Origin of the sequence: Mycetocola lacteus (genome assembly GCF_003667575.1) — a bacterium.
Taxonomy (GTDB): Bacteria; Actinomycetota; Actinomycetes; order Actinomycetales; family Microbacteriaceae; genus Mycetocola; species Mycetocola lacteus.
The window spans coordinates 156,621-176,774 of sequence record NZ_RCUY01000001.1 but is presented as its reverse complement, the minus strand read 5'-3'; the positions used below and the strand labels follow the sequence as shown (position 1 = coordinate 176,774).

Genomic DNA, 20,154 nt, shown 5'->3' with positions numbered 1-20,154 from the left:
ATCACAAAACAGAAAGAGAAAGCTATGTTCCGCAAGACTGCACTTGCCACCGTCGCCATCGCGGCTGCTGCGGCACTCACCCTCGCCGGCTGCTCCAGCCGTGACGCAGGTACCCCCTCATCCTCCTCGAGCGGCGACGCTGCCGGCTTCGCGAAGGACTCGCTGATCGGTGTGGCACTGCCCGCCAAGACCAGTGAGAACTGGGTTCTCGCCGGTGACCTCTTCACCAACGGTCTGAAGGAAGCCGGATTCAAGGGCGACGTTCAGTACGCCGGTGCCTCGTCGCCGGTTCAGGACCAGCAGAACCAGATCCAGTCCATGGTAACCAAGGGCGCCAAGGTCATCATCATCGGTGCCGCTGATGGTAGCCAGCTGGGCCCGCAGGTCAAGGCGGCAAAGGACGCCGGCGTCACCGTCATCGCCTACGACCGCCTGATCCTCAACACTGAGGACGTGGACTACTACGTGGCCTACGACAACTTCAAGGTTGGCGAGCTGCAGGGTCAGGCCCTGCTCGACGGCATGAAGGCCAAGAAGGCCGAGGGCCCCTACAACATCGAGCTGTTCTCGGGTTCCTCCGATGACGCCAACTCGGCCGTCTTCTTCGACGGTGCGATGAAGGTGCTGCAGCCCAAGATCGACGATGGCACGCTGAAGGTTGTTTCGGGTCAGACCGACATCAAGCAGACCGCCACCGCCGGTTGGAAGGCTGAGAACGCTCAGAACCGTATGGACACCCTGCTCGCCGCCAACTACGCGGGTACCGAGCTGGATGGTGTGCTGTCCCCGAACGACACCCTGGCCCGCGCGATCATCGCGTCGGTCAAGGCTGCCGGCAAGCAGCTCCCGATCGTAACCGGTCAGGACTCCGAGGTGGAGTCGGTCAAGTCCATCATGGCGGGCGAGCAGTACTCGACCATCAACAAGGACACCCGCAACCTGGTCAAGCAGTCCATCGAGATGGTCAAGGAGCTCCAGGAGGGCAAGAAGGTCACCACGAACAACGACAAGGACTACGACAACGGTAAGAAGATCGTTCCCGCTTACCTGCTGCCCCCGGTCATCGTGACCAAGGCCAACGCGGCCGAGGCTTACGCCAACGACCCCACCCTCGCACCGCTCACCAAGTAACACCGAGTGGCGAACCCACGGCGGGCGGGATCTTCGGATCCCGCCCGCTGCGGCGTGAATCGGCACAAAAAAGAGGACCGGCCACCTGGCCGGTCCTCTTTTATTGTGGGTGGTTAGGCGCGGATGGTGAGCTGCAGCAAGCCGTCGCCCGCGGGGGAGAGGGCGCTGACCACGGCGCTGGATGCGGCGATCTCCTCCACCAGGGTGCGGAACGCGGTGGTGATGTCGTCGCGCTTGGCGGGGTCTGCCACATGTCCCTGCCAGAGGGCGTGCGGGACCAGCACGGTGCCGCCGGGACGCACCAGGCGCAGTGCGTGCTCGACGGTTTCGATGACCTGGGCGGGATCGGCATCGACCAGCACGATGTCATAGCTGTTCTCGTTCATCCGGGTGAGGACGTCGAGGGCCGGACCGCCGATCAGGCGCAGGCGCGAGGAGGGGATGCCGGCGTCGGCAAAGGCCTGCTTGGCGGCGGCGAGGTGCTCGGGTTCGTGATCGATCGTGGTGAGCACCGATGTGGCCGAACCCTCCAGCAGCCACAGTCCCGAAACGCCGGCACCGGTACCGATCTCGATGATGTTGGCGGCGCGACTGGCCGCGGCAAACACGGCGAGCTGAGCGCCGAGCGCGGGGGAGACCGGGGTCAACCCAAACTCAAGCGACTGCGAGCGTGCGCGCCCGATGGCCTCGGACTCGATAACGATGTCGTCGGCGTACTTCCAATTGGAATCCTGTTCGGACACGTGGCTCCCTCCCATGGAAACGATGTCCCCTACTTTACAGGGCGGACAGGGTGCGCGGAGTGCGACGCGGCGCGGTAAGCTGAAGGGGTGTTTGACCTCGGGTTATCGTTCAACAAGCTGCTGATCATCGGCGTGCTTGCGGCGTTTCTGCTGGGCCCTGAACGTCTGCCGCAGCTGGCCTCCCAGCTGGCCCGTCTGGTGCGCTCGCTGCGCGAGATGGCCACCGGCGCCAAGGATCGTCTGAAGGACGATATGGGCGAGGAGTACAACGAGGTCGACTGGAAAAAGCTCGACCCGCGCCAGTACGATCCGCGCCGTATCATCCGCGAGGCCCTGACCGATGAGATGTCGGATACGCCGGGAGCCTCCGCCTCGGCTGGTTCCCCCGGGTCTTCTGGACCCTCTGCTTCATCGGCGATGGGGGCCGGTGCGAGTGCCGGCTTCACCGCGTCGGCGGGGGCGTCAAGCTCCCCGGTTTCACCAGGTTCGGCGGGTAACCCGGGGGTCTCCGGTATGGGTGCTGCCGGTTCGGTATCTTCGGGTGCCGGAACCTCCGGCTCTGCTGGCTCGGCCGCTGCGGGCGGCTACTCGGCGGGCGGCTTCTCTTCGGGTGGCTACTCTTCAGGCCCGAGGATCAGCGCCGATGCGACCGCGAGACTGCGCGCAATCATGGCCGGCGACCCCGTCCTCAACGCCCCGTTCGACCCCGACGCGACCTAGTCTTCCCTGCCGGTGTCCCGCAGCGAATTCTAACTGGGTGCTTAGCGTCGCCGGGTACGGTTTTTCTGGGCGATGATCTGTGCCCGGCCCTCGGCGATCTTCTGCTTGAGCCAGTCGGGCTGGGCTGATTCGTCGCGGGGAAATTTGTCCTGATCGTTGGCGTACATGGCTGCGTCAATTGGAGCATCCCAGTCGGGCTCCTCGTCATAGTTGTATTCTGCGGTGGCTGTGCCCTGGCTTGTCACCGTAAACACCGCGCTGAACCAGGTTCCGGCACCCTCGCGATAGCACGCGGCACGCAGGTTTCTGGCCGCGGTAACGAGATCAATGGACGAGCTAACGGTGGCGTAGCGCTCACCACCTCGTTCAAACTCTCCGTTCGGGGTGAATACTCGGATGACGCTGTACCCCGTCCCACGAATGAGACTCAGGGAATACTCGGCCCGAGTGTCTCCGGCAGAGAGAAGCCGGTAGAGCGCGCGCCCTAGATCGTTGAAGGCCGAGCTTTCGTCCATGCAGTTCGCCTATCTTCCATCCCGTGCTTAATCTCGGCTACCGTCGTCGCCGTTTGTTGCCGGAGGCGTCGATGCGTGCCTGGCCTTCGGCGAGGCGTTGGCGTAGCCATTGCGGTTGTGCGGAGAGGTCGCGGGGGAAGAACTCCTGGTCTTCGACGTAGGCGGCGGGGTCGATGGGGGTATCCCATTCAGGTTCGTTGTCGTAGTTGTATTCCGCGTTGGTAGTGCCCTGCTCCGTCACGGTGATTGTGGCGCTGAACCAGGTACCGGCCCCCTCGCGATAGCAGGCGGCACGCAGCTTGTCGATCGCGATCCCTAAGTCCCACGTAAATTCGCCGGAGTAATAACGCTCAGAGCTTGGCGGCGATACCAGGTTACCGCTCGCGTTGTAGATGCGAACGCGCGCTCGACTGCCGCCTCGTAGCACACTCGTGAGGAGCTCGATTCGGGTGTCCCCCGGGCGTAACTGTTGCGCTAGTTGACGGTTGAGGTTCGTGAGCGCAACGTGTTCGTCCGCTAATTCAACGTTCATCTGCTATCGCCGCCGCGTTCTGTTGTTCTCGAAGATCATCTGGACCTGGCCTTCTGTAAATATCGGAGCCTGCTGCAATGTGCCCAGGTGAGAACCCATCCTTCGCCTAGCGCCTCTCACGCTTATTGCCCGATGCTTCGATACTTGCCTGTCCCTCGGCGAGGCGCTGACGCAGCCACTCGGGCTGGGCCGAGAGGTTGCGCGGGAAGAACTCTTGGTCTTCGACGTAGGCGGCGGGATCGGTAACAACATCTCCCGGAAAACCCTCAGGCTCGGTGTCGTAGTTGTATTCCGCAGATGCCGATCCCTGCGCGGTCACGACAATCTTGGCACTGAACCAGGTGCCGTTTCCCTCCCGGTAACACGCCGCTCTTAGATCCTGCGCCGATTTCAGTACCGCGAACGGTGTCGTAATTGACTCATAGCGTTCGCCCTTATGTTCTTTCTGGCCGGCGGGGGTAAATACCCGGGTTCGGGCAAAACCTACTCCGTGGAGCAAATTAACTTCGTATTCAATCCTGGTGTCGCCGGGCTGTATGAGAACATACAGGGCCTGCCCTAGAGCGTTAAAGGAAGCTTGCTCGCTGGGTAGTCCGAGGCTTGCCTGGTCAAACATGGAACTTCCTACCTTTCAAAATGTGAGGTTCGCGGTTCTAACGGGACTTGAACCGCTCGCAACAACGCGAGTGAGCGGCTAGCGCCGCCGCGCTCTGTTGTTCTCGGCGATGATCTGTGCCCGGCCCTCGGCGATTCGCTGTCTGAGCCATGCGGGCTGGGCGGTTTCGTCACGGGGATACTGATCCTGGTCATTGGTGTAGAGAACCGAATCCACGGGTGCATCCCACTCGGGTTCCTGGTCGTAGTTGTATTCGGCTTGGGCGGAACCAGCCGCGGTAACGACGATCTTTGCGCTAAACCATGTACCGCCTCCCTCTCGATAGCAGGCTGCACGCAGTCGTCGTGCGGATTCTCGTACTTCATAGGGGGCGGCCACCGAATAGTAACGTCCGTCGGCTACCTCTGACGGACCCGCCGGATTGAAACGACGAACCCACGTCACGCTGGTGTCTCGCAACATAGAGGTTCGGTATTCGATTCGAGAGTCCCCGTCTTCGAGCAGCTCAAAGAGTCCGCGTGCTACCTCTTCGAAAGCCATCTGCTCTGCCATCGGGCCGAATTCATTTTGTGCTGACATTTTCAAATTCCTTTGTTGTTATGTCGTTATTGTCTATCTTGTATTCGACGGTGTATCGGTCTGGGACTAGCGAGTCTGCGGAATAGTGATTGCGAATCCTGACTTCGATTTTTGGCGGCGGATCCGTGTCCAGCATCCTGCGCCATTGCCCCTCTAAATTCCCATACGTGTTTCCGGGGCCACGGTTTAGATGCTCGATCATTGAGGTCATATTGACATCTTCGGGGCCTCCTCCGAATGCTTTTCCGAAGATGTGTCCGCCTTCGAAACCATCGCCGCCGAGGTCTCCAATTCTGTCTTGAATAGAGGGAGAGCGATAGGCGTTTCCCATAACCAAATTTTCCGTGTAGGCCGTTTTGGTGCGTGCGAGTTCGTCGGTTTCGAAGACGTGTGCGTAGTTGACACCGGGTTGTGGGTTGGTCACTACCGGGTGCACCACGTAGGTTGCGTCGGGCTGGGGGTTGCGCAGGTCCCAGTTGATGTTGCCGCGGGTGCCGTATTCGGCCTCGACGTGGACAACCCGGCCGGATTCGTTCGTATAGAACTCGCCGCGGCCCTCGACGCTGTAGTGCGTGTTGGGTTCCAGATCGGTGCGATCACCGAAGGTGGTGCGGGGCCCGGGGCCGTCGGCGGTATCGATTTTCACGCGGTTTGACGTGGGTGGGGGATCGAAACTGCCGTGGCCGGGCGTGGTGCTTCGGCTCGCGGTTCTGGCGGTATCGGTCACCTCGTCGGCCACGTTGGCCGTCTGCCGAGCGGTACGCGGGGAGCGTGTGACCGCACCTACAAAGACCCCGGCGGCCTTCTCCATCAGCTCCTGGAGTTTGCGTACCAGATCCTGCAGGGCACGGATCGCGGTCTTGAGCTTGTCCACCGCGTGGCCCACCTTGCCCGAGAGCGAACTAACCCGGGTGGTGACCTGTGCAATCGCGACCGGGGATCCCAGCCCCAGGGTCGCGGCGGTTGTGATCGCGGCGCTCGCCGCGGTGCCGACGATCTGAGAGATCGCGTCCCGCGCCAGATCGTGCACGGTTTGTACGATGGTCGAGGCAATGCGCATGCCCGTCGCGATCGCCTCGGCCCAGTCGCCCGAGGCACCGAGGTGCGTGGACAGGCCCTCGGCGTAGGCCAGGTACGCGTCCACGGTCATGCCGGACATGCCGTCCATATCGGAGAGACGCTTGCGCATCAGATCGCCCGAGTCACGCATCCGCCCGGCGATATTCGTCCAGGTGTCGGCGAAGGCGGAGACCTCGGCGGCGTTCCCGGTGAGGTCGTTGAACCAGTCCTTGATCGGGGAGATGTGGTCGATCACCCAGGCCAGGCCCATGCCGATGAGCTGGCCGATCGGGTCGAGGATGGCCGCCGCGGTATCGGCAATCGCGCCGAATGCGCTCAGGCCGCCGGAAATCCAATCCCCGTTCTTGATGGCCTCCGAGAGCCCCTGCCCGTCTTCGATCAGCCACAGCCCCGAGAACGGGGTGGTCTGGTCCTGTGCCTGGGCGATCAGCGCGTTGCTCATCGGGGGAGACCCCGTTCCAACTCGCGAATCAGGGCGATGTTGTCTTCCTCACGCTGCTCGGCCTCATCCGCGATTTCACGCAGCTGGGTGGCCGTATGCTCAATCGCACGCTGGGAGGCGGAGAGCATCCGCTCCATCGAGGTCACCGCGACCAGTGCGGGCGGCACCAGGAATGAGCACATCAGCCCAAACGCTCCGCCGGCGACATTCATCGAGCGGGCGGCTGCTGCCGCTTCACCCACGTCCGAGGCGACCTGATCGATGCGGGACGCGTGAGCGCGCAGCATGGACATATCCAGCGCGATCTTATCGCTCACGTCGGCCCCCAGCCTGCCAGCCGGAGCCGGACCCCGGCGAACGCGGGTCGGAATCCGTGACCCCGCCGAGTCCGCGCCGGGAACCGCCACCCGAATTCGAAACAGCAGAGTCCCGGTGGCCCGCGGTCTCACGGTGGCCGAGACCGAAGCCCGGACCAGCGCCCGCAGCTGATGTGGAATCCGGATGGGTGGCGGCGCGCTGCGCGTCGATCTCCGAGCTCAGCATGCCAAAGGCCGGGTCATCCTCGCCCAGCAGATCCCGAGCCTGCGCGAGCGCCTGATCCTGGAAGTTTGCCCGCGCTCGGGCGATGGTGTCGAGGATGTCCGCGGCGGCCCGGCGGCCGCCACGCGCGGTGCCCCGGTCGCTCAGCCGCAGCGAGAGCACAGCACCCGAGCCGTCCACACTCGCGGTAATCTCGCCGTCTGTCGAGCGGCCGACCCCCTGGATTTCAGCCATCAGCCGGGCATAGCGCTGATGCTTCTGGGCGCGCTCCTGCGCGCCGCGCACGTCCGCAGCGATCTGCGGATCATCAAATTCTGTTCCCCCAAACATGGTACGAACGTAACACTAAAATGGCACATTCGTACCCTAAACGGGGGTGAAAGCCGGTATTTAATGTGGCGAGGACCTAGCGGCCCGCCTCCCGGGTGCGCAGCGCGTGGGCCTCGGCATGCCGATTGAGCGATTCCAGAAGCTGGGCCCACTCCTCAATGACCTGTGCATGCATGGGGGCCTCTGCCGGGACCGAATCGCCGAGGGTCCGGTATCGTTCCAGCGCCTCCTCCGCGCGATCCAGGCGCACCAGAATGCGTGCCTCGTGCACCCCGCTCGCCACCGCGGCACCGGGATCCTCGGCCAGCGCATAGGCGGTCCCCGCTGCTCGGGCATACGGGAGCGCCTCATCCGCACGATCCAGCGCCGTCAATGCGCGCGAAATCGAGTCGGTCACGTCGGCGGCGAGCCAGGTGCCATCGGGGATTTCGGCCCGCAGGTCCTCCAGCTCGGCAACCCCGGCGGGATCGCCGAACCGGGCACGGGCAAGGCCCAGCCGGTGCCGAGTTTCCAGGATCGGGCCCAGGTCATCCTGCGCGCGGGCCCAACCGGCGGCACGCTCAAGACGCTCCACCGCCTCCTCATCCTCCATCCGCATCAGCAGGGCACCCAGGGATAATCCAGCCCGCGTCCCCACCGCGGCGGCCTCGGGGGTTTCCACATGATCGGCGATGTCCATCACCTGGGACCACGCCCCGTAGGCGAGCGAGAACTGCTCGGCATTCGCGGCCGCATCGCCCAAGGTGACCAGGATCTCGGCATCCAGCAGCGGCTCGTCCTCACCGGTCATCCGGTAGGCGGTGTCCAGGGTTTCCACCGCGGTTTCCGCGGCCCCTGCCCAGTTCTGATAGCGGCCGAGACTCAGGTGGAGCGAGACCAACCGGTCATCCTCCGCCCGGCGTGCCAGGTCGATGGCGTAGGCGGTGCGAGCGGCGGCCTCGGCGTCACGGTCGAGGGTGCTGAGCATCTGGGCGGTGAAGTCCAGCGCGGTGATCTCGATACCGCGATCCGCGCCCCCGCTGACCTGGGTAAGGAACGCCTCACCATCGCGCAGCGCGGCCTCGGTCTCGCCGCGTTCGGCATGCAGGGTTGCGCGCTGGAAGAGTGTATGGGCGCGGACAAATCCCGTGCCCGGCTCGGCGAGCAGCACATCCAGGAGCTGTAGAGCCTCATCATCCCGGCCCAGCCTGCGCTCCAAAATTGCCAGGTGCAGGCCGAGCGAGGGATGGAAGGCATAGGGAATGGGATCCTGAGTCGCCAGGGCATAGGCCTCGGCGGCGAGGGTGCGGGCCTCCTCCAGACGATCCTCACGGTCGAGCACGTGCGCGAGCGAGGTGAGCACGTGCGCGAGGACGGATGCCGGAGCTCCCACGGCCCGCAGATCCTCGGCCTCCGACCTCAGCAGCGCGATGTCCTCGATGCTCGCCGCACCGAACTGGAGCATCCCCATCCGCTCCTCGTTCTTGGCATGGTCGATAAAGCCCGCGATGCGCAGCTCGTCGATTCGTGCCTCGAGGATGGTGGCGGCGGTGTCGGTCTGGCCCAGATCGCGCCGCATCGAGATCAGCAGCGAGGTGAGGAAAAGTCGCGCGGGCAGCTCGTCCCGCGTGATGTCCAGGGCGTGCTCGATCGCCGGCACCGCGGTGTCGGGACCACCGGTGAGCGCCAGGAATTCGGCCGCCGCCCGCGCCTGCTCGGGGGTCTGGGTCTCGGCGGGTAGAGCCGATGGCACGGGCTCATAACGTCCGGTGGTGCGGATCGGCGCCGGGAAGTCTGCTCCGAGCAGCGCCCGGGTCTGATCCAGCCGGTGGGCAAAAAACGCATTGCCATTGCGGGCATCAAACACCGTGGCGATGTCTTTCGCGCGCGCCCAGAGGCGTGCGGCCAGCGCGTCGGCCCGGGTATCCTCGCCGCTCAGTTCGGCACCCCAGAGCACTGCCAGGGCCGGATTCTGGGCACCGCGGACCCGGACGGCACCGTGTCCCTCTGCGCTCAGGGTGTCCAGCAGGAGGGCGATCGCGACGGCCAGCGAGAAGTGCTGATCCTGGTTGAGCGGATCCGGGACGATCGTCTCCAGCGCACGCTCCAGCAGCGTGAGACCACGCTCGGCATTGCCGGTGACCGCGCAGAACACCAGTTCAAACGGCAGCAGCTCGAGCAGATCGGGGGAGCGCATGAGCGAGCGGATCGATTCCAGATGGATGGCGCGGGCCCGCTCGGCGTCTCCGGTGAGGAGCAGCGGGAGCAGGATTCGGGCCTTTTCATACTCGAGTGAGCAGGTGTGATCCGTGAGCGAATCCTCAAGCAGTGCAACCGCCCCGGCCTGGTCGCCGGCGAGGTGCAGGAAGTAGCCCTCCTCGGCGGTCTGACACTTGGCGCACCCGGTTTCGGCCTCAACCGGATACCGGTGGCGTTCGTGACGCAGGGTCTCGGCTGCGGCAAAGTCTCCCACGTGATAGGCCACCCGGAAACGCGCAAACACCGCGGTGCGGGGGCTCATGCCCGCGCGGGCATACCGTTCGGCCATCTCATCCAGGCAGCGGTACACCTCGGTCAGCGCGATGGCCGGAATCCAGGTGAGCACCTTGGCCGCCCAGTTGTACTGGAGCAGCAGGTTGAGTCCGGGCGCATGGGGATTATCGCCGAGGAGCGCCGGGAAGCGCTGGGGATCGGCCGCATGCTGACCCGCACACCACGCGAACGAGGCGAGCATCGCATCCATATCGTGCGTCATATACGCCGAGGCCGTGAGCCGAACCCGCGCCCGGTAGGCAAGCTCATCGGCACCCAGCTCCTCGGCCAGGCGCACCGCCTGCTCGATCAGGTTGCGCTCCTCCACACCAACCTGCGTGCGATCGATCTCCTCGATCAGGGCCTCAAACCGCGCCGATTCCACCATTGGATCCTCCCAGAGCGTCACGACACCGAGCCGTAACGAGACCACGATACGGGCACGAGGCCGGGCGAGGGAAGATCCCGGCGCAGATTGACGGGCGCGACGTGCCGCGCCTAGCGCGGGCTGAGGCCCAGCTTCACGCCGGCCAGGCTGCGTCCGCCGGTCAGTAGGGTGTCGGCGGCCTTCAGGATCGCGACGCTTGCCGCGTTCTCGGGATCCGACAGCACCACCGGAGTGCCGGCATCGCCGCCGGTGCGCAGTTCGACGCTCAGCGGGACGGAGGCGAGCACCGGAACCGGGCGCTGGGCCACGGTCGAGAGCCGCTCGGCCACCAGATCGCCGCCACCGCTGCCAAACAGATCCAGCACCGTCCCATCGGGCTGCACGAGCCCGGCCATGTTCTCGATCACGCCGGCGATGCGCTGCCCGGTCTGCACGGCCAGGGTGCCCGAGCGCTCGGCCACCTCGGCGGCGGCCAGCTGCGGGGTCGTGACCACGACCACCTCGGCATTGGGCAGCAACTGCCCGATCGAGATCGCGATATCGCCGGTGCCCGGGGGCAGATCCAGCAGCAGCACGTCGAGGTCGCCAAAGTAGACATCGGTGAGGAACTGGGTGATGGTGCGGTGCAGCATTGGTCCGCGCCAGGCGACGGCTGCCCGGGGATCATCCAGGAACATGCCGATCGAGATCAGCTTGATGCCGTGCGCCACCGGCGGCAGAATCATGTTGTCCAGTCGGGTCGGCTTGACCGGTGCCTCGGCGTTCTCGCCAATGCCCAGCAGACCCGGGATCGAGAACCCGTGCACGTCGGCATCCACGATGCCCACCCGCAGCCCGCGCGCGGCAAAGGCCGCCGCGAGGTTTGCGGTGATCGTGGACTTGCCCACGCCGCCCTTCCCGCTGGTGACCGCAAACACGCGGGTCAGCGTGCCCGGGCCAAACGGCATCTCGCGTTCGCCACGATCGCCGCGCAGTCGGGTGGTCAGCGCCTCACGCTGGACCGGGGTCATCACACCGACGTGCAGGTCCACCGCGGTGACCTCGGCCAGCGAGGTCGCGGCCGCACGCACGGCCGCCTCGATCGCGTTGGCCGCCGGGCAACCCACGATGGTCAGCAGAATGTGGATGTGGGCGATACCCTCGGCATCCACATCGGCGGATTCCACCATGTCGAGTTCGGTGATCGGACGACGAATCTCGGGATCCTGGACCGTGCCGAGCGCGCCCCAGAGCCGCTCATGCCGACTCGGTTCTGCCGCCGAGCCGCCGTTCTGGGAACCGGTGTCTGCGGGCATGTCGCTCACTGTCGCGGCTCCTCCTCCGCGGGGGAGGCCGCGGGTTCACGGTCGCGCTCCAGCTCCTCCAGCAGCGCACGCAGTTCGTGACGGATGAAGTCCTTGGAGGCCAGATCCTTCATCGCCAGGCGCAGCGCGACCACCTCGCGGGCCAGGTATTCGGTGTCGGCGAGGTTACGCTCGGCACGCTGACGGTCCTGCTCGATCTGCACGCGGTCGCGGTCATCCTGACGGTTCTGCGCGAGCAGAATCAGCGGTGCCGCATAGGAGGCCTGGAGGGAGAGGATCAGGGTCAGCGCGGTGAAACCGAACGCCGCCGAGTCGAAACGAATGTTTTCCGGGCCCCAGGAGTTGTAGGCGATCCACGCCACACAGAACAGGGTCAGGCCCACCAGGAACCCGGGGGTTCCCATCGCCCGGGCCACCCACTCGGTGAAGCGGCCAAAGCGGTCGCTGCTGTTTTTATCGCGGGATGCCAGGACCGCGCCGCGCAGGCCCTTGGGGGCGTCCAGGCCCGCATCGGTACGTCGCTGCTTCGCCATTATCGTCCCTCCCGAGGTGTGCCATTGGGGTTGCGTGCGGTGTGATGAAAGCGCGAGGTACTTCGGCGCAGGGGGATATCGGATTCCTGGGTACGCCAGTCATCCGGCAGCAGGAAGTCGAGCACGTCGTCGATCGTGACCATGCCCACCAGGCGGTGATTATCGTCCACCACGGGAACGGACACCAGGTCGTAGCTGGCCAGGGTGCGCGCGACCCGAGCCGCCGAGGTATCGGTGGTCAACGGTTCCAGGCTCTGATCCATGATCGTGCCCAGGCGCTCATGCGGGGGATAGCGCAGCATCTTCTGGAAGTGCACCAGGCCCAGGTAGCGTCCGGTCGGCGGCTCATACGGGGGCAGGGTGATGCACACGGCGGCACCCAGCGCCGGGGCCAACTCTGCCTTGCGCACCAGGGCCAGCGCCTCGGCCACGGTGGAGTCGGCGGAGAGGATGATCGGCTCGGTGGTCATCAAACCACCCGCGGTATCCGGGGCGAAGGTCAGCAGCAGACGAACGTCCTCGGCCTCCTCGGGTTCCATCAGGTCCAGCAGCTGCTCACCGCGCTCCTCGGACATCTGACCGATCAGGTCGGCCGCGTCATCGGGCTGCATGTGGTCCAGCACATCGGCGGCACGCTTATCGCTCAGGCTCGCCAGAATCTGGATCTGGCTGGTCTCGGGCATCTCCTCGAGGGCATCCGCCAGGCGGTCGTCGGAGAGTTCCCCGGCCACCTCGAGCAGGCGCTCGCCGGGGAGGTCGAGCATCGTGTTGGCCAGGTCGGCGGGCTTGAGATCGGTGTAGGTGGCGATCAGGCGCTCGGCCGACTGGGCCTCGCCGTCATCATCCTTCTCGCGGATTTCCCGCCAGCTGGCAAACGTGGTGACGCCGCGGGCGAAGGGGGACGAGGAGGTCTTGGGGCGGCGCACAAAGTACTGGTTCACCGACCAGTCGCCGGGCCCCTGGGATTCGATGGCCACGTCCTCGATGGTGGCCTCGCCGGAACCGTCGTGGAAGATGACCTTGCGGCCCAGCATCTCGGCGATCACGCGCACCTCGCCGCCGCGCTGCTGGAAGCGGCGCACGTTGATCAGGCCGGTCGTGATGACCTGGCCGGCGGAGATCGAGGTGACTCGGCCGATCGAGACAAAGACCCGACGCTTTCCGGGAATCTCCACCACCAGTCCCACCACGCGGGGCGGGTCGTTTTTTCGGTACACCACAAGAACGTCACGCACCTTGCCCACGCGGTCACCCGCGGGGTCAAATACGGTGCACCCAGCAAGTCGGGCGACAAAGACTCGTGTTGTACTCACCTCTCTAATGTAGTCGGGGTTTTGGATGGAACCTACCCGGCGCAGCTCCCTGCGCACATTCGTTCCGCGGCCCGATGCGCTGTGGGCGAAAATGAGGGGATTATCGGCTCTTCCCGGCATGGGAATGCGAGAATGAGAGCGTGAGTATTCCGCAGACCGGCCGTGGCCGCAACCCGTTTGACGCCCAGCTTCCCGATGGGGAGACGGTGGCGATCTTTGAGAGCTATCAGGACGCCCAGAAGGCCGTCGCGGTGCTGGGTCAGAGCGACTTCCCGGTGCGTGCCGTGGCCATCGTGGGTTCGGATCTGCGCAGCGTCGAGCGGGTCACCGGCAAGATGACCTATGGTCGCGCCGCCGGCTCCGGCGCGCTGAGCGGTGGTTGGATGGGTATCTTCCTGGGCCTGATCCTGGTCATCATGAACCCCACCCTGAACCTCGGGATCGTCGCGGCCGCCGTGTTCCTCGGCGCCGGCTTTGGCATGCTGTTCTCCCTCTTCACCTTCTCCGCCCGCCGCCGGCGCAAGGACTTCACCTCGGTCATGCAGATCGTGGCGGCTTCGTACTCCCTGGTGGTGCCCGCCGAGATGGTGGGCCGTGCCCGCAAGCTGCTGAGTGCCGCGCTGGAAAACGGCGGCACCGGCACCGCGGGCTAGCTACTCGTTCGGGGCGTCCGATGACCTCGGATGACCGTACATAACAAGCCTGTTCGGTTTGATCAGCCCGGGGGATTAGGGTGTGACTACTCGCACCAAAAGGAGACCCCGTGACCTCGACCCTCACCCCCAAAAAGCTGGGGTTTGTGCACCTCGTGCCGATCGATCCGGCCGATCCCGCTCGGGGTTTGGCCGACACCATCGAGCTGTTCCGCTTTGCCGAGTCCCTGGGCCTGGATAGCGGCTGGCTGCGATCACGGCACCTGCAGCGCGGGCTGGGTTCCCCCGCGGTGCTGTTTGGCGCGCTCGCCCAGCACACCTCCCGGATTGGACTCGGCACCGCGGTGATCCCGGTGGGCCACGAAAACCCATTCCGTCTGGCCGAGGACCTGGGCACCGCCGACCTGCTTTCGGGGGGACGGGTGCTCGCCGGGGTCAGTGTGGGGGCACCGAAGTTCTCCGATGAGGTCAACGACATCGTGTTCGATTCGGGGTGGCGCACCGAGGACTTTGGCTACGGTCGAGTTCAGCGTCTGCACGACCTGATCGGCGGCGCACGGGTGCGCGAAATCGAGGAGTACAACGGTATCGGCGGCGACCTCGACACCGAACGGGTGGAACCACACAGCCCGGGACTCGCGAACCGTATCTGGTACGGCGGCGGTTCGCTGCGCTCGGCCGAGTGGGCAGGGCGAGCGGGCCTGGGCTGGCTGATGAGCAACATCAGCAGCACCGAAAACGGCGTGCGCGACTTCGGCCTGGTGCAGCAGGCGCAGGTGGCCGCGTACCGCGCCGCCCACCCCACCCCCGAGACCTCCAACGCCGTGCTGGCCCGGGTTGTGGTTCCCACCGAGGGGGCAACGCCGGCGCAGCGGGAGCTCTACCGCGACTATGTGGAGCGGCGTACCCCGCGCACTCGTGAGGTCCACGGACCGCGCACGATCATCGCCCCGGACATCCTGGGTTCCACCGCGGAAATTGTAGACAGCATTGCCCAGGATCCGGGATTCGCCGCGGCGGATGACTACCTGGTCGAGCTGCCGTTCGAGTTTGGCCTGGATGAGTGGAAGCACATTCTGGAGCAGGTTGCCACGGAAATCGGCCCGGCCCTCGGCTGGACTCCGGGCGGTGCCGCATGAGCGGGGACGTGCTGATCCGGCTGGCTCGCCCGGACGAGTTTGAGGCGATCGACACCCTGATCCGTGCCGCCTACACCCACGACTATGGGGAGAAGGGCCACGCCACCGATGCGATGCAGTTCGCCTCGACCCGTGCACAAAACTACGACGTGTGGGTGGCCGAGGACGCCACGGGTGCCCTGGTGGGCAGTGTCACCACGCGTCGGATCGGGGTCCCTCCGCTGCACGAGGATGTTCGTGCGGACGAGCTGGATCTGCGCCTGTTGGGCGTCGCCCCCGAGGCGCGCCGGCGCGGGATCGCTGCCGCCCTGATGCAACACGTCATCAACAACGCCCGTGGCCTGGGCTGGCACGGGGTGTTCCTCAAGACCGGGCCGGGCATGACCGGGGCCCACGGCCTCTACGAACACCTGGGCTTTATCCGCGTCCCCGAGCGAGACGGACTGTGGATTGGCGGGCGGAAGGTCCTCGACCTGTTTACCTACGTGTATCCACTGGTCGACGCGGCCGGTTCGCAGCGGCTGGCCAGCTAGCGTCGGCGCTTAGCCCCAACAGCTCGGGAATCGCGGTGATCGCGTCGAGAACCCGCACCCGGGAATCCGCGGACGTGCACAACCCGGCTTCTCGAAAATCGGCCGCGGTATGCTCGCCACCGAGGATTCCCACCGCGTGGGCGGCCCCGGCATAGAGACCCGCCTGCACATCGGCCACCGAATCACCCGCGCTCAGGACTCGGGCGGCGTCAAGAACTCCGGTCCGCTCCATCGCCCGGTGAATCAGGTAGGGGGCGGGGGAGAGCTGGGACACCTCCTCGCCACACACCAGCGCGTCGATGGTGACCGCGTTATCCTCCCCGGGAGCGCCCACTCGCCAGCCCAATCGGGCGAGAATTGCCGTGGCTACCGGACGGGCAAGGGCCGTGGTGAGTACGATCCGGATCCCCGCCGCACGCAGGGTACGGAGCGTGGCCGCGGCCCCGGGGAGCGGTCGCGGTGTGAGGCTGAGGGAATAACTGTCTCTCAGCGTCAGATAACGAGCGTATGCGTGGGCAACCACCGAGGCGGTGACGCTCCCGCCGCCGAGTTCGATCAGCGCGGCCAGGGCCGTATGTTTATCGGCGCTCATCCAGGCCAGCAAATCGTGGGGATCCACGCCCACCCCGCACTCGCGCACGGCGTCTTCCAGCGCGCGATAGACGGCCTGGCCGTCGTCAATGGTGGTACCCGAGAAGTCAAAAACCGCGAGCTGAATCATGAGGTCTCCCAGCACTGGGGGATATCCGCCGCGGCCGATACCCGATCAGGTTGTGGCACTTACCGTGACTCTAGGCTCGCTCATCTCGTCTTTTTGCGCAACCCGCCGGGATTCATTTGTCGTTCATATGGGCGGGAATCTCGGTTACCGACGCGAGGATACTCACCCGCTGGTGAGAGTCCCGGGAAAAACCGGCGTCGGCGAAGTCTTGCGCGGTGAGCTCCCCGGTGAGAACCCCCACCGTACGGGCGACTCCGGCGTTGATCCCCGACTGAACATCCACCACCGTGTCCCCGGCGGTGAGGACCCGGGCCACATCCACGACGCCGGTGCGCTCCATTGCCCGGTGGATCAGATAGGGTGCCGGGCGGCCCGCAGCCACCTCATCGCCACACACCAGCGCGTCGATGCTGACCGTGTTGTCCGCGGTTGGTGCGCCGATTCGCCAGCCCAACCCGTCCAGGATCCCGGTCGCCACCGCGCGGGTAAACCCGGTGGTCAACGCGACTTGAATCCCCGCCGCCCGCAGCGCGGTCAGGGTCTCGGGAATCCCCGGCAGCGGTTTCGGGGGCCGAGCCGCGTAGTTCTCGGCCAGGATTGTGGCGAACCGGCTGTAGGCGGCGTCGATCAGTTCCGGGGTCGCGGTGCCGCCGCCGAGGATGATCAGCGCCGACAGCGCCGCATGCTTCTCGGTGCCCATCCACGCCTGGAGGTCACTCGGGGCCACCGTGGCACCGGTCTCGCGCACCGCCTCGGCGAGCGCGCGATACACCGCGCCGCCATCGTCGATCGTGGTACCGGCCATATCAAATACTGCGAGCTGAATCATGAGTCTCCGGGGTGTTGAGGGGATGGGGCTGCTGCACCCGCTCACGTGAGAGCGGGATGCGATGGGTGGCCGAGTTTTCGATCACAAAGGTGGACATGCTGGGCAGGTAGCGGTCATCGGCGCACTCAACCACGGCTCCACGCTGATCCCGCGAGACCCGCCGCACCCGCAGCAGCGGTGCCCCCTCGGGGATGCGCAGCCACTCGGCATCGAGGGCGTGGGCGGCCACCGCATCGATCACGTGTCGGGCGCGCACGGGAATGATGCCCTGGGTTCGAAGCTGCTGGTAGATGCTGCCCCCATCCAGCTCGGCACCGATCAGGTGGCGTCCGATGTGGAAGGGGAGCAGGGTGCGTTCGATCATTGCCGGCGCACCGTCGAGCAGCCGCAGCCGGATGATCTCGATCACGGGCTCATCCGGTTCGATCTCCAGGTCTCGGGCAACCTCCGCCGAAGCCTGTCGTCGAATCGCCTCGATGATGCGGTGACCCGGAACATAACCGAGTTCATGGGCCCACTCGGTGAACGATAAAAACGTGTCAAAAGACTGCAGCGGGACCACGCGGTTGACCCGCGGCGGGGTACCGCGTCCACCCACGATCATCCCCTCCGCCCGCAGCGCGGCGAGCGCCTGCCGCACCGGACCGCGCGAGGTACCGAACGACTCGGCCAGGGTTTTTTCGCTGGGCACCTGCTCACCTTGCTTCCAGACACCCGAGCGAATATCCCGGATCATCGAGTCATAGAGCCGGGTGTGGATCGGTAGTGTTTGGGTCATAAAACCAGTCTAGAAGTTGTCATGACAGGATTGATATCCACGCGACTTTATGTTGATGAACTTTGGATAGACGGGCGGAGACGCCCCCGTTTTTTGGGTGAACTCCGGCGGAATTGACCCAAAAAAAGTTGTGATGACTTCTGCGTCGCCCGCAGGCTCGGAGCATGACAACACATCCAACCCCACCGCACATCATCATCGTGGGTGCCGGCATTATCGGGCTTTCTCACGCGGTAGCCGCGCTGGATGCCGGCTATCTGGTCACGGTGCTGGATCGGGATTCCCGCGCGGTCGGCGCCAGCATTCGCAACTTCGGTCACCTCGGATTCGGCGCACACGGGGGAGCGCTGGCGGAGCTGGCCGACCAGGCTCGTCCACGCTGGATCGAGCTGGCCAGGCGGGCGGGGATCCCCCTGCATCACACGGGCACGCTGGTGCTGGCCCGAGACGAGGTCGAGCGCGCGGTACTGTCCGAAGTGTGCGCCACCGAGCGGTTTGTGAACGCGCGATCGGTGGATGCCGCCGCGGCCGCACACCTGCTCGGCCGGCCGGCCATCGACCCCGAGAGCGCCGGGCTACTGGTCCCGGGGGATCTGACGGTTAATCCCCGCGAGGCCGTGGGTGCGCTCGCCGGATGGGTGCACGCGCACCCGAACGGCGAGGTGCGCTGGGGCGTGAGCGTCCACGACGTGAGCACCGGCACCGTGGCCACCTCGCAGGGCCCGCTGAGTGCAGACCACATCATCGTGACCACCGGACACCGCCTGGGCGAGCTCTTCCCCGAGATCGCGGCGCTGCACGGGCTCGGCGAGTGTGCGCTCCAGATGCTGCGGATCCGTACCCCGCACATCTGCGGTCCCGGTCCGGCGGTGTTGACCGGAACCTCGATGCTGCGCTACTCGGCCTTTGCCGGGCCCGCGGCCGCTCGACTGCGGGTTCACCTTGACCAGTCGCGTCCCGACCTCCGCGAAATCGACGCCAATGTGATGCTGACCCGCCACACCGACGGCTCCCTCCTGATCGGAGATACCCACCGGGTGGATTCCGCCACGCCACCGTTTTTGGATGAGCGCTGGTCCCGCATCATCCTCGAGGAGATCACCGCGATCCTCGGTGCCGGTCCACCCGAGGTTGTCGAACGCTGGCAGGGCATCTACGCCCACAGCCCCACCCACGACATCGTGGATGCCCGGCCGCTGCCCGGTGTGAGTGTGCTCACCCTGGGCACCGGAATCGGCATGACCCTGGGCCCAGCCCTGGGCAGCCGCACCATCCACGCGCTGACCGAGTCCCTTCCCCCGACCACCCACCGAGGAGAATCATGAACCGACCCGCAGTCCTTCTGCTCACCACCGCCCTGGCGCTGAGCCTGTCCGGATGCGCCGGCGCATCCGAGTCCGCCCCCGAATCGGCGACCTGTCCGGGCGGCAAAATCCGGATGGGCATCCTGCCCTATGAGGATCCGGACAAACTCGAACCCGCTTATCAGCACCTGGCTCAGGCACTTTCGGCTCAGCTGGACTGCCCGGTTGAGGTCAATATCACCGAGGACTATGCCGCCGAAGTCCTGGCGATGGAGAGTGACAAGCTGGAAATCGCCCAGTTTGGTTCCCTGGGATTTGTGTTTGCCAACCAGCGCGCGGGCGCGATCCCGCTGGTCTCGTTTGGAGATGCCGAGGGTAACCCGACCACCTACACCGGCGGGATCTGGGTGCCCAACGACTCACCGATTCGGACACTTGAAGACCTGGCCGGGCACACGCTCGCCCTGGGCAGCCCCGGCTCGACCTCGGGGGACGCCCTGCCAATGTCCGCGTTGACCGAGGCGGGCATCGCCGACAAGGTGACCGCTGACTATGCCGGCGGACACCCCGAGGCGATGCTGGCACTGATCAATGGATCGGTGGATGCGGCCCAGATCAACTCGCAAACCCTGGAAACCGCAACCGCCGCCGGCACGTTCGATCGCTCAAAATTCCGCCAGGTATGGACGTCCAAGGACATCCCCAACGACCCGATTACCGTGCGCGAAAACCTGCCGGCGGAATTCCGCGAGGCCGTGCGAGAAGCGCTGCTGAATCTCGCCCCGGAAGACGTGAAACGGGTGAGCGCGTTTTTGGACATCCACCCGCCGGGGCCGCTGATCCCGGTGAGCGTGGACACCTATCAGCCGATGTTTGACCTGGCCCGGATCATGGGCCTGACCGAGAAGGACCTCTAGCCC

22 protein-coding genes are annotated in these 20,154 nt (G+C 65.6%); 7 read left to right on the top strand and 15 right to left on the bottom strand.

Annotation, left to right across the window (positions count from 1 at the left end; translation table 11 throughout):
• Positions 1 to 24 precede the first annotated feature (24 nt).
• The gene (locus tag D9V34_RS00790; RefSeq protein WP_121687052.1) at positions 25 to 1,131 is read left to right on the top strand and encodes a substrate-binding domain-containing protein; all 1,107 of its coding nucleotides are present in this window, start codon (positions 25 to 27) and stop codon (positions 1,129 to 1,131) included.
• 113 nt (positions 1,132 to 1,244) lie between these two features.
• On the opposite strand, the gene D9V34_RS00785 is transcribed toward D9V34_RS00790, so the two are convergent.
• The gene (locus D9V34_RS00785; RefSeq protein ID WP_030148514.1) at positions 1,245 to 1,874 is read right to left on the bottom strand and encodes an O-methyltransferase; all 630 of its coding nucleotides are present in this window, start codon (positions 1,872 to 1,874) and stop codon (positions 1,245 to 1,247) included.
• A gap of 87 nt (positions 1,875 to 1,961) precedes the next feature.
• Between D9V34_RS00785 and D9V34_RS18015 the strand changes: the two genes are divergently transcribed.
• The gene (locus tag D9V34_RS18015; protein WP_245991796.1) at positions 1,962 to 2,594 is read left to right on the top strand and encodes a twin-arginine translocase TatA/TatE family subunit; all 633 of its coding nucleotides are present in this window, start codon (positions 1,962 to 1,964) and stop codon (positions 2,592 to 2,594) included.
• A 41-nt stretch (positions 2,595 to 2,635) separates the two neighbouring features.
• Here the strand turns inward: D9V34_RS18015 and D9V34_RS00775 are convergent, their stop codons facing one another.
• The 11 genes from D9V34_RS00775 to D9V34_RS00725 form a co-directional block, all read right to left on the bottom strand.
• Positions 2,636 to 3,109, bottom strand: coding sequence for a hypothetical protein (locus D9V34_RS00775; protein ID WP_121687051.1), 474 nt, complete (start codon positions 3,107 to 3,109; stop codon positions 2,636 to 2,638).
• A 37-nt stretch (positions 3,110 to 3,146) separates the two neighbouring features.
• Positions 3,147 to 3,641, bottom strand: a complete 495-nt coding sequence (locus D9V34_RS00770; RefSeq protein WP_121687050.1) for a hypothetical protein — start codon at positions 3,639 to 3,641, stop codon at positions 3,147 to 3,149.
• 106 nt (positions 3,642 to 3,747) lie between these two features.
• Entirely contained in the window at positions 3,748 to 4,257 is a 510-nt protein-coding gene (locus D9V34_RS00765) for a hypothetical protein (RefSeq protein WP_121687049.1), read from the bottom strand.
• Positions 4,258 to 4,335: 78 nt separating this feature from the next.
• Positions 4,336 to 4,836 carry a hypothetical protein gene (locus D9V34_RS00760; RefSeq protein WP_147441570.1) on the bottom strand — a complete coding sequence of 167 codons (501 nt, stop codon included), beginning with the start codon at positions 4,834 to 4,836 and terminating at the stop codon, positions 4,336 to 4,338.
• The gene (locus D9V34_RS00755) at positions 4,820 to 6,358 is read right to left on the bottom strand and encodes a DNA/RNA non-specific endonuclease (protein WP_121687047.1); all 1,539 of its coding nucleotides are present in this window, start codon (positions 6,356 to 6,358) and stop codon (positions 4,820 to 4,822) included. Before D9V34_RS00755 ends, D9V34_RS00760 begins: the two co-directional genes overlap by 17 nt.
• Positions 6,355 to 6,675: a hypothetical protein gene (locus tag D9V34_RS00750; RefSeq protein ID WP_121687046.1), complete on the bottom strand. Its 321-nt coding sequence runs from the start codon at positions 6,673 to 6,675 to the stop codon at positions 6,355 to 6,357. Before D9V34_RS00750 ends, D9V34_RS00755 begins: the two co-directional genes overlap by 4 nt.
• Positions 6,665 to 7,228, bottom strand: coding sequence for a hypothetical protein (locus D9V34_RS00745; RefSeq protein WP_121687045.1), 564 nt, complete (start codon positions 7,226 to 7,228; stop codon positions 6,665 to 6,667). Before D9V34_RS00745 ends, D9V34_RS00750 begins: the two co-directional genes overlap by 11 nt.
• Positions 7,229 to 7,304: 76 nt before the next feature.
• Positions 7,305 to 10,127 carry a hypothetical protein gene (locus tag D9V34_RS00740; RefSeq protein WP_121687044.1) on the bottom strand — a complete coding sequence of 941 codons (2,823 nt, stop codon included), beginning with the start codon at positions 10,125 to 10,127 and terminating at the stop codon, positions 7,305 to 7,307.
• A gap of 110 nt (positions 10,128 to 10,237) precedes the next feature.
• Positions 10,238 to 11,422: a P-loop NTPase gene (locus tag D9V34_RS00735; protein WP_121687303.1), complete on the bottom strand. Its 1,185-nt coding sequence runs from the start codon at positions 11,420 to 11,422 to the stop codon at positions 10,238 to 10,240.
• A gap of 5 nt (positions 11,423 to 11,427) precedes the next feature.
• Positions 11,428 to 11,964, bottom strand: coding sequence for a DUF1003 domain-containing protein (locus D9V34_RS00730; RefSeq protein WP_121687043.1), 537 nt, complete (start codon positions 11,962 to 11,964; stop codon positions 11,428 to 11,430).
• A complete protein-coding gene (locus D9V34_RS00725) occupies positions 11,964 to 13,277 on the bottom strand; it encodes a magnesium transporter MgtE N-terminal domain-containing protein (RefSeq protein ID WP_121687042.1) in 1,314 nt (437 codons plus the stop codon). Before D9V34_RS00725 ends, D9V34_RS00730 begins: the two co-directional genes overlap by 1 nt.
• Positions 13,278 to 13,417: 140 nt before the next feature.
• On the opposite strand from D9V34_RS00725, the gene D9V34_RS00720 reads away from it, so the two are divergent.
• The 3 genes from D9V34_RS00720 to D9V34_RS00710 all read left to right on the top strand — a co-directional run bounded on the left by D9V34_RS00720 (position 13,418) and on the right by D9V34_RS00710 (position 15,602).
• A complete protein-coding gene (locus D9V34_RS00720; RefSeq protein WP_245991795.1) occupies positions 13,418 to 13,930 on the top strand; it encodes a YflT domain-containing protein in 513 nt (170 codons plus the stop codon).
• Between the two features lie 110 nt (positions 13,931 to 14,040).
• Entirely contained in the window at positions 14,041 to 15,069 is a 1,029-nt protein-coding gene (locus D9V34_RS00715; protein ID WP_121687041.1) for an LLM class flavin-dependent oxidoreductase, read from the top strand.
• Positions 15,066 to 15,602, top strand: a complete 537-nt coding sequence (locus D9V34_RS00710) for a GNAT family N-acetyltransferase (protein ID WP_121687040.1) — start codon at positions 15,066 to 15,068, stop codon at positions 15,600 to 15,602. The genes D9V34_RS00715 and D9V34_RS00710 overlap by 4 nt, the downstream gene beginning before the upstream one ends.
• On the opposite strand, the gene D9V34_RS00705 is transcribed toward D9V34_RS00710, so the two are convergent.
• From D9V34_RS00705 to D9V34_RS00695, 3 genes are all read right to left on the bottom strand, one after another.
• Positions 15,547 to 16,323, bottom strand: coding sequence for an HAD family hydrolase (locus D9V34_RS00705; RefSeq protein WP_147441569.1), 777 nt, complete (start codon positions 16,321 to 16,323; stop codon positions 15,547 to 15,549). The genes D9V34_RS00710 and D9V34_RS00705 overlap by 56 nt on opposite strands.
• 112 nt (positions 16,324 to 16,435) lie before the next feature.
• Positions 16,436 to 17,152 carry a phosphonatase-like hydrolase gene (locus D9V34_RS00700; RefSeq protein WP_121687038.1) on the bottom strand — a complete coding sequence of 239 codons (717 nt, stop codon included), beginning with the start codon at positions 17,150 to 17,152 and terminating at the stop codon, positions 16,436 to 16,438.
• Positions 17,130 to 17,930, bottom strand: a complete 801-nt coding sequence (locus D9V34_RS00695; RefSeq protein ID WP_121687037.1) for a GntR family transcriptional regulator — start codon at positions 17,928 to 17,930, stop codon at positions 17,130 to 17,132. The genes D9V34_RS00700 and D9V34_RS00695 overlap by 23 nt, the downstream gene beginning before the upstream one ends.
• A 164-nt stretch (positions 17,931 to 18,094) precedes the next feature.
• Here D9V34_RS00695 and D9V34_RS00690 point away from each other — a divergent pair, with 164 nt between their 5' ends.
• Positions 18,095 to 19,255, top strand: a complete 1,161-nt coding sequence (locus D9V34_RS00690; RefSeq protein WP_121687036.1) for a TIGR03364 family FAD-dependent oxidoreductase — start codon at positions 18,095 to 18,097, stop codon at positions 19,253 to 19,255.
• Entirely contained in the window at positions 19,252 to 20,151 is a 900-nt protein-coding gene (locus D9V34_RS00685; protein WP_121687035.1) for a phosphate/phosphite/phosphonate ABC transporter substrate-binding protein, read from the top strand. The genes D9V34_RS00690 and D9V34_RS00685 overlap by 4 nt, the downstream gene beginning before the upstream one ends.
• The last annotated feature ends 3 nt before the right edge of the window (positions 20,152 to 20,154 follow it).

Coding starts and splice junctions, on each gene's coding strand:
- D9V34_RS00790 (WP_121687052.1), top strand. CDS start 25: ATGTTCCGCAAGACTGCACTTGCCACCGTCGCCATCGCGGCTGCTGCG.
- D9V34_RS00775 (WP_121687051.1), bottom strand. CDS start 3,109: ATGGACGAAAGCTCGGCCTTCAACGATCTAGGGCGCGCGCTCTACCGG.
- D9V34_RS00770 (WP_121687050.1), bottom strand. CDS start 3,641: ATGAACGTTGAATTAGCGGACGAACACGTTGCGCTCACGAACCTCAAC.
- D9V34_RS00765 (WP_121687049.1), bottom strand. CDS start 4,257: ATGTTTGACCAGGCAAGCCTCGGACTACCCAGCGAGCAAGCTTCCTTT.
- D9V34_RS00760 (WP_147441570.1), bottom strand. CDS start 4,836: ATGTCAGCACAAAATGAATTCGGCCCGATGGCAGAGCAGATGGCTTTC.
- D9V34_RS00755 (WP_121687047.1), bottom strand. CDS start 6,358: ATGAGCAACGCGCTGATCGCCCAGGCACAGGACCAGACCACCCCGTTC.
- D9V34_RS00745 (WP_121687045.1), bottom strand. CDS start 7,228: ATGTTTGGGGGAACAGAATTTGATGATCCGCAGATCGCTGCGGACGTG.
- D9V34_RS00740 (WP_121687044.1), bottom strand. CDS start 10,127: ATGGTGGAATCGGCGCGGTTTGAGGCCCTGATCGAGGAGATCGATCGC.
- D9V34_RS00735 (WP_121687303.1), bottom strand. CDS start 11,422: ATGCCCGCAGACACCGGTTCCCAGAACGGCGGCTCGGCGGCAGAACCG.
- D9V34_RS00730 (WP_121687043.1), bottom strand. CDS start 11,964: ATGGCGAAGCAGCGACGTACCGATGCGGGCCTGGACGCCCCCAAGGGC.
- D9V34_RS00710 (WP_121687040.1), top strand. CDS start 15,066: ATGAGCGGGGACGTGCTGATCCGGCTGGCTCGCCCGGACGAGTTTGAG.
- D9V34_RS00705 (WP_147441569.1), bottom strand. CDS start 16,323: ATGATTCAGCTCGCGGTTTTTGACTTCTCGGGTACCACCATTGACGAC.
- D9V34_RS00700 (WP_121687038.1), bottom strand. CDS start 17,152: ATGATTCAGCTCGCAGTATTTGATATGGCCGGTACCACGATCGACGAT.
- D9V34_RS00695 (WP_121687037.1), bottom strand. CDS start 17,930: ATGACCCAAACACTACCGATCCACACCCGGCTCTATGACTCGATGATC.
- D9V34_RS00690 (WP_121687036.1), top strand. CDS start 18,095: ATGACAACACATCCAACCCCACCGCACATCATCATCGTGGGTGCCGGC.
- D9V34_RS00685 (WP_121687035.1), top strand. CDS start 19,252: ATGAACCGACCCGCAGTCCTTCTGCTCACCACCGCCCTGGCGCTGAGC.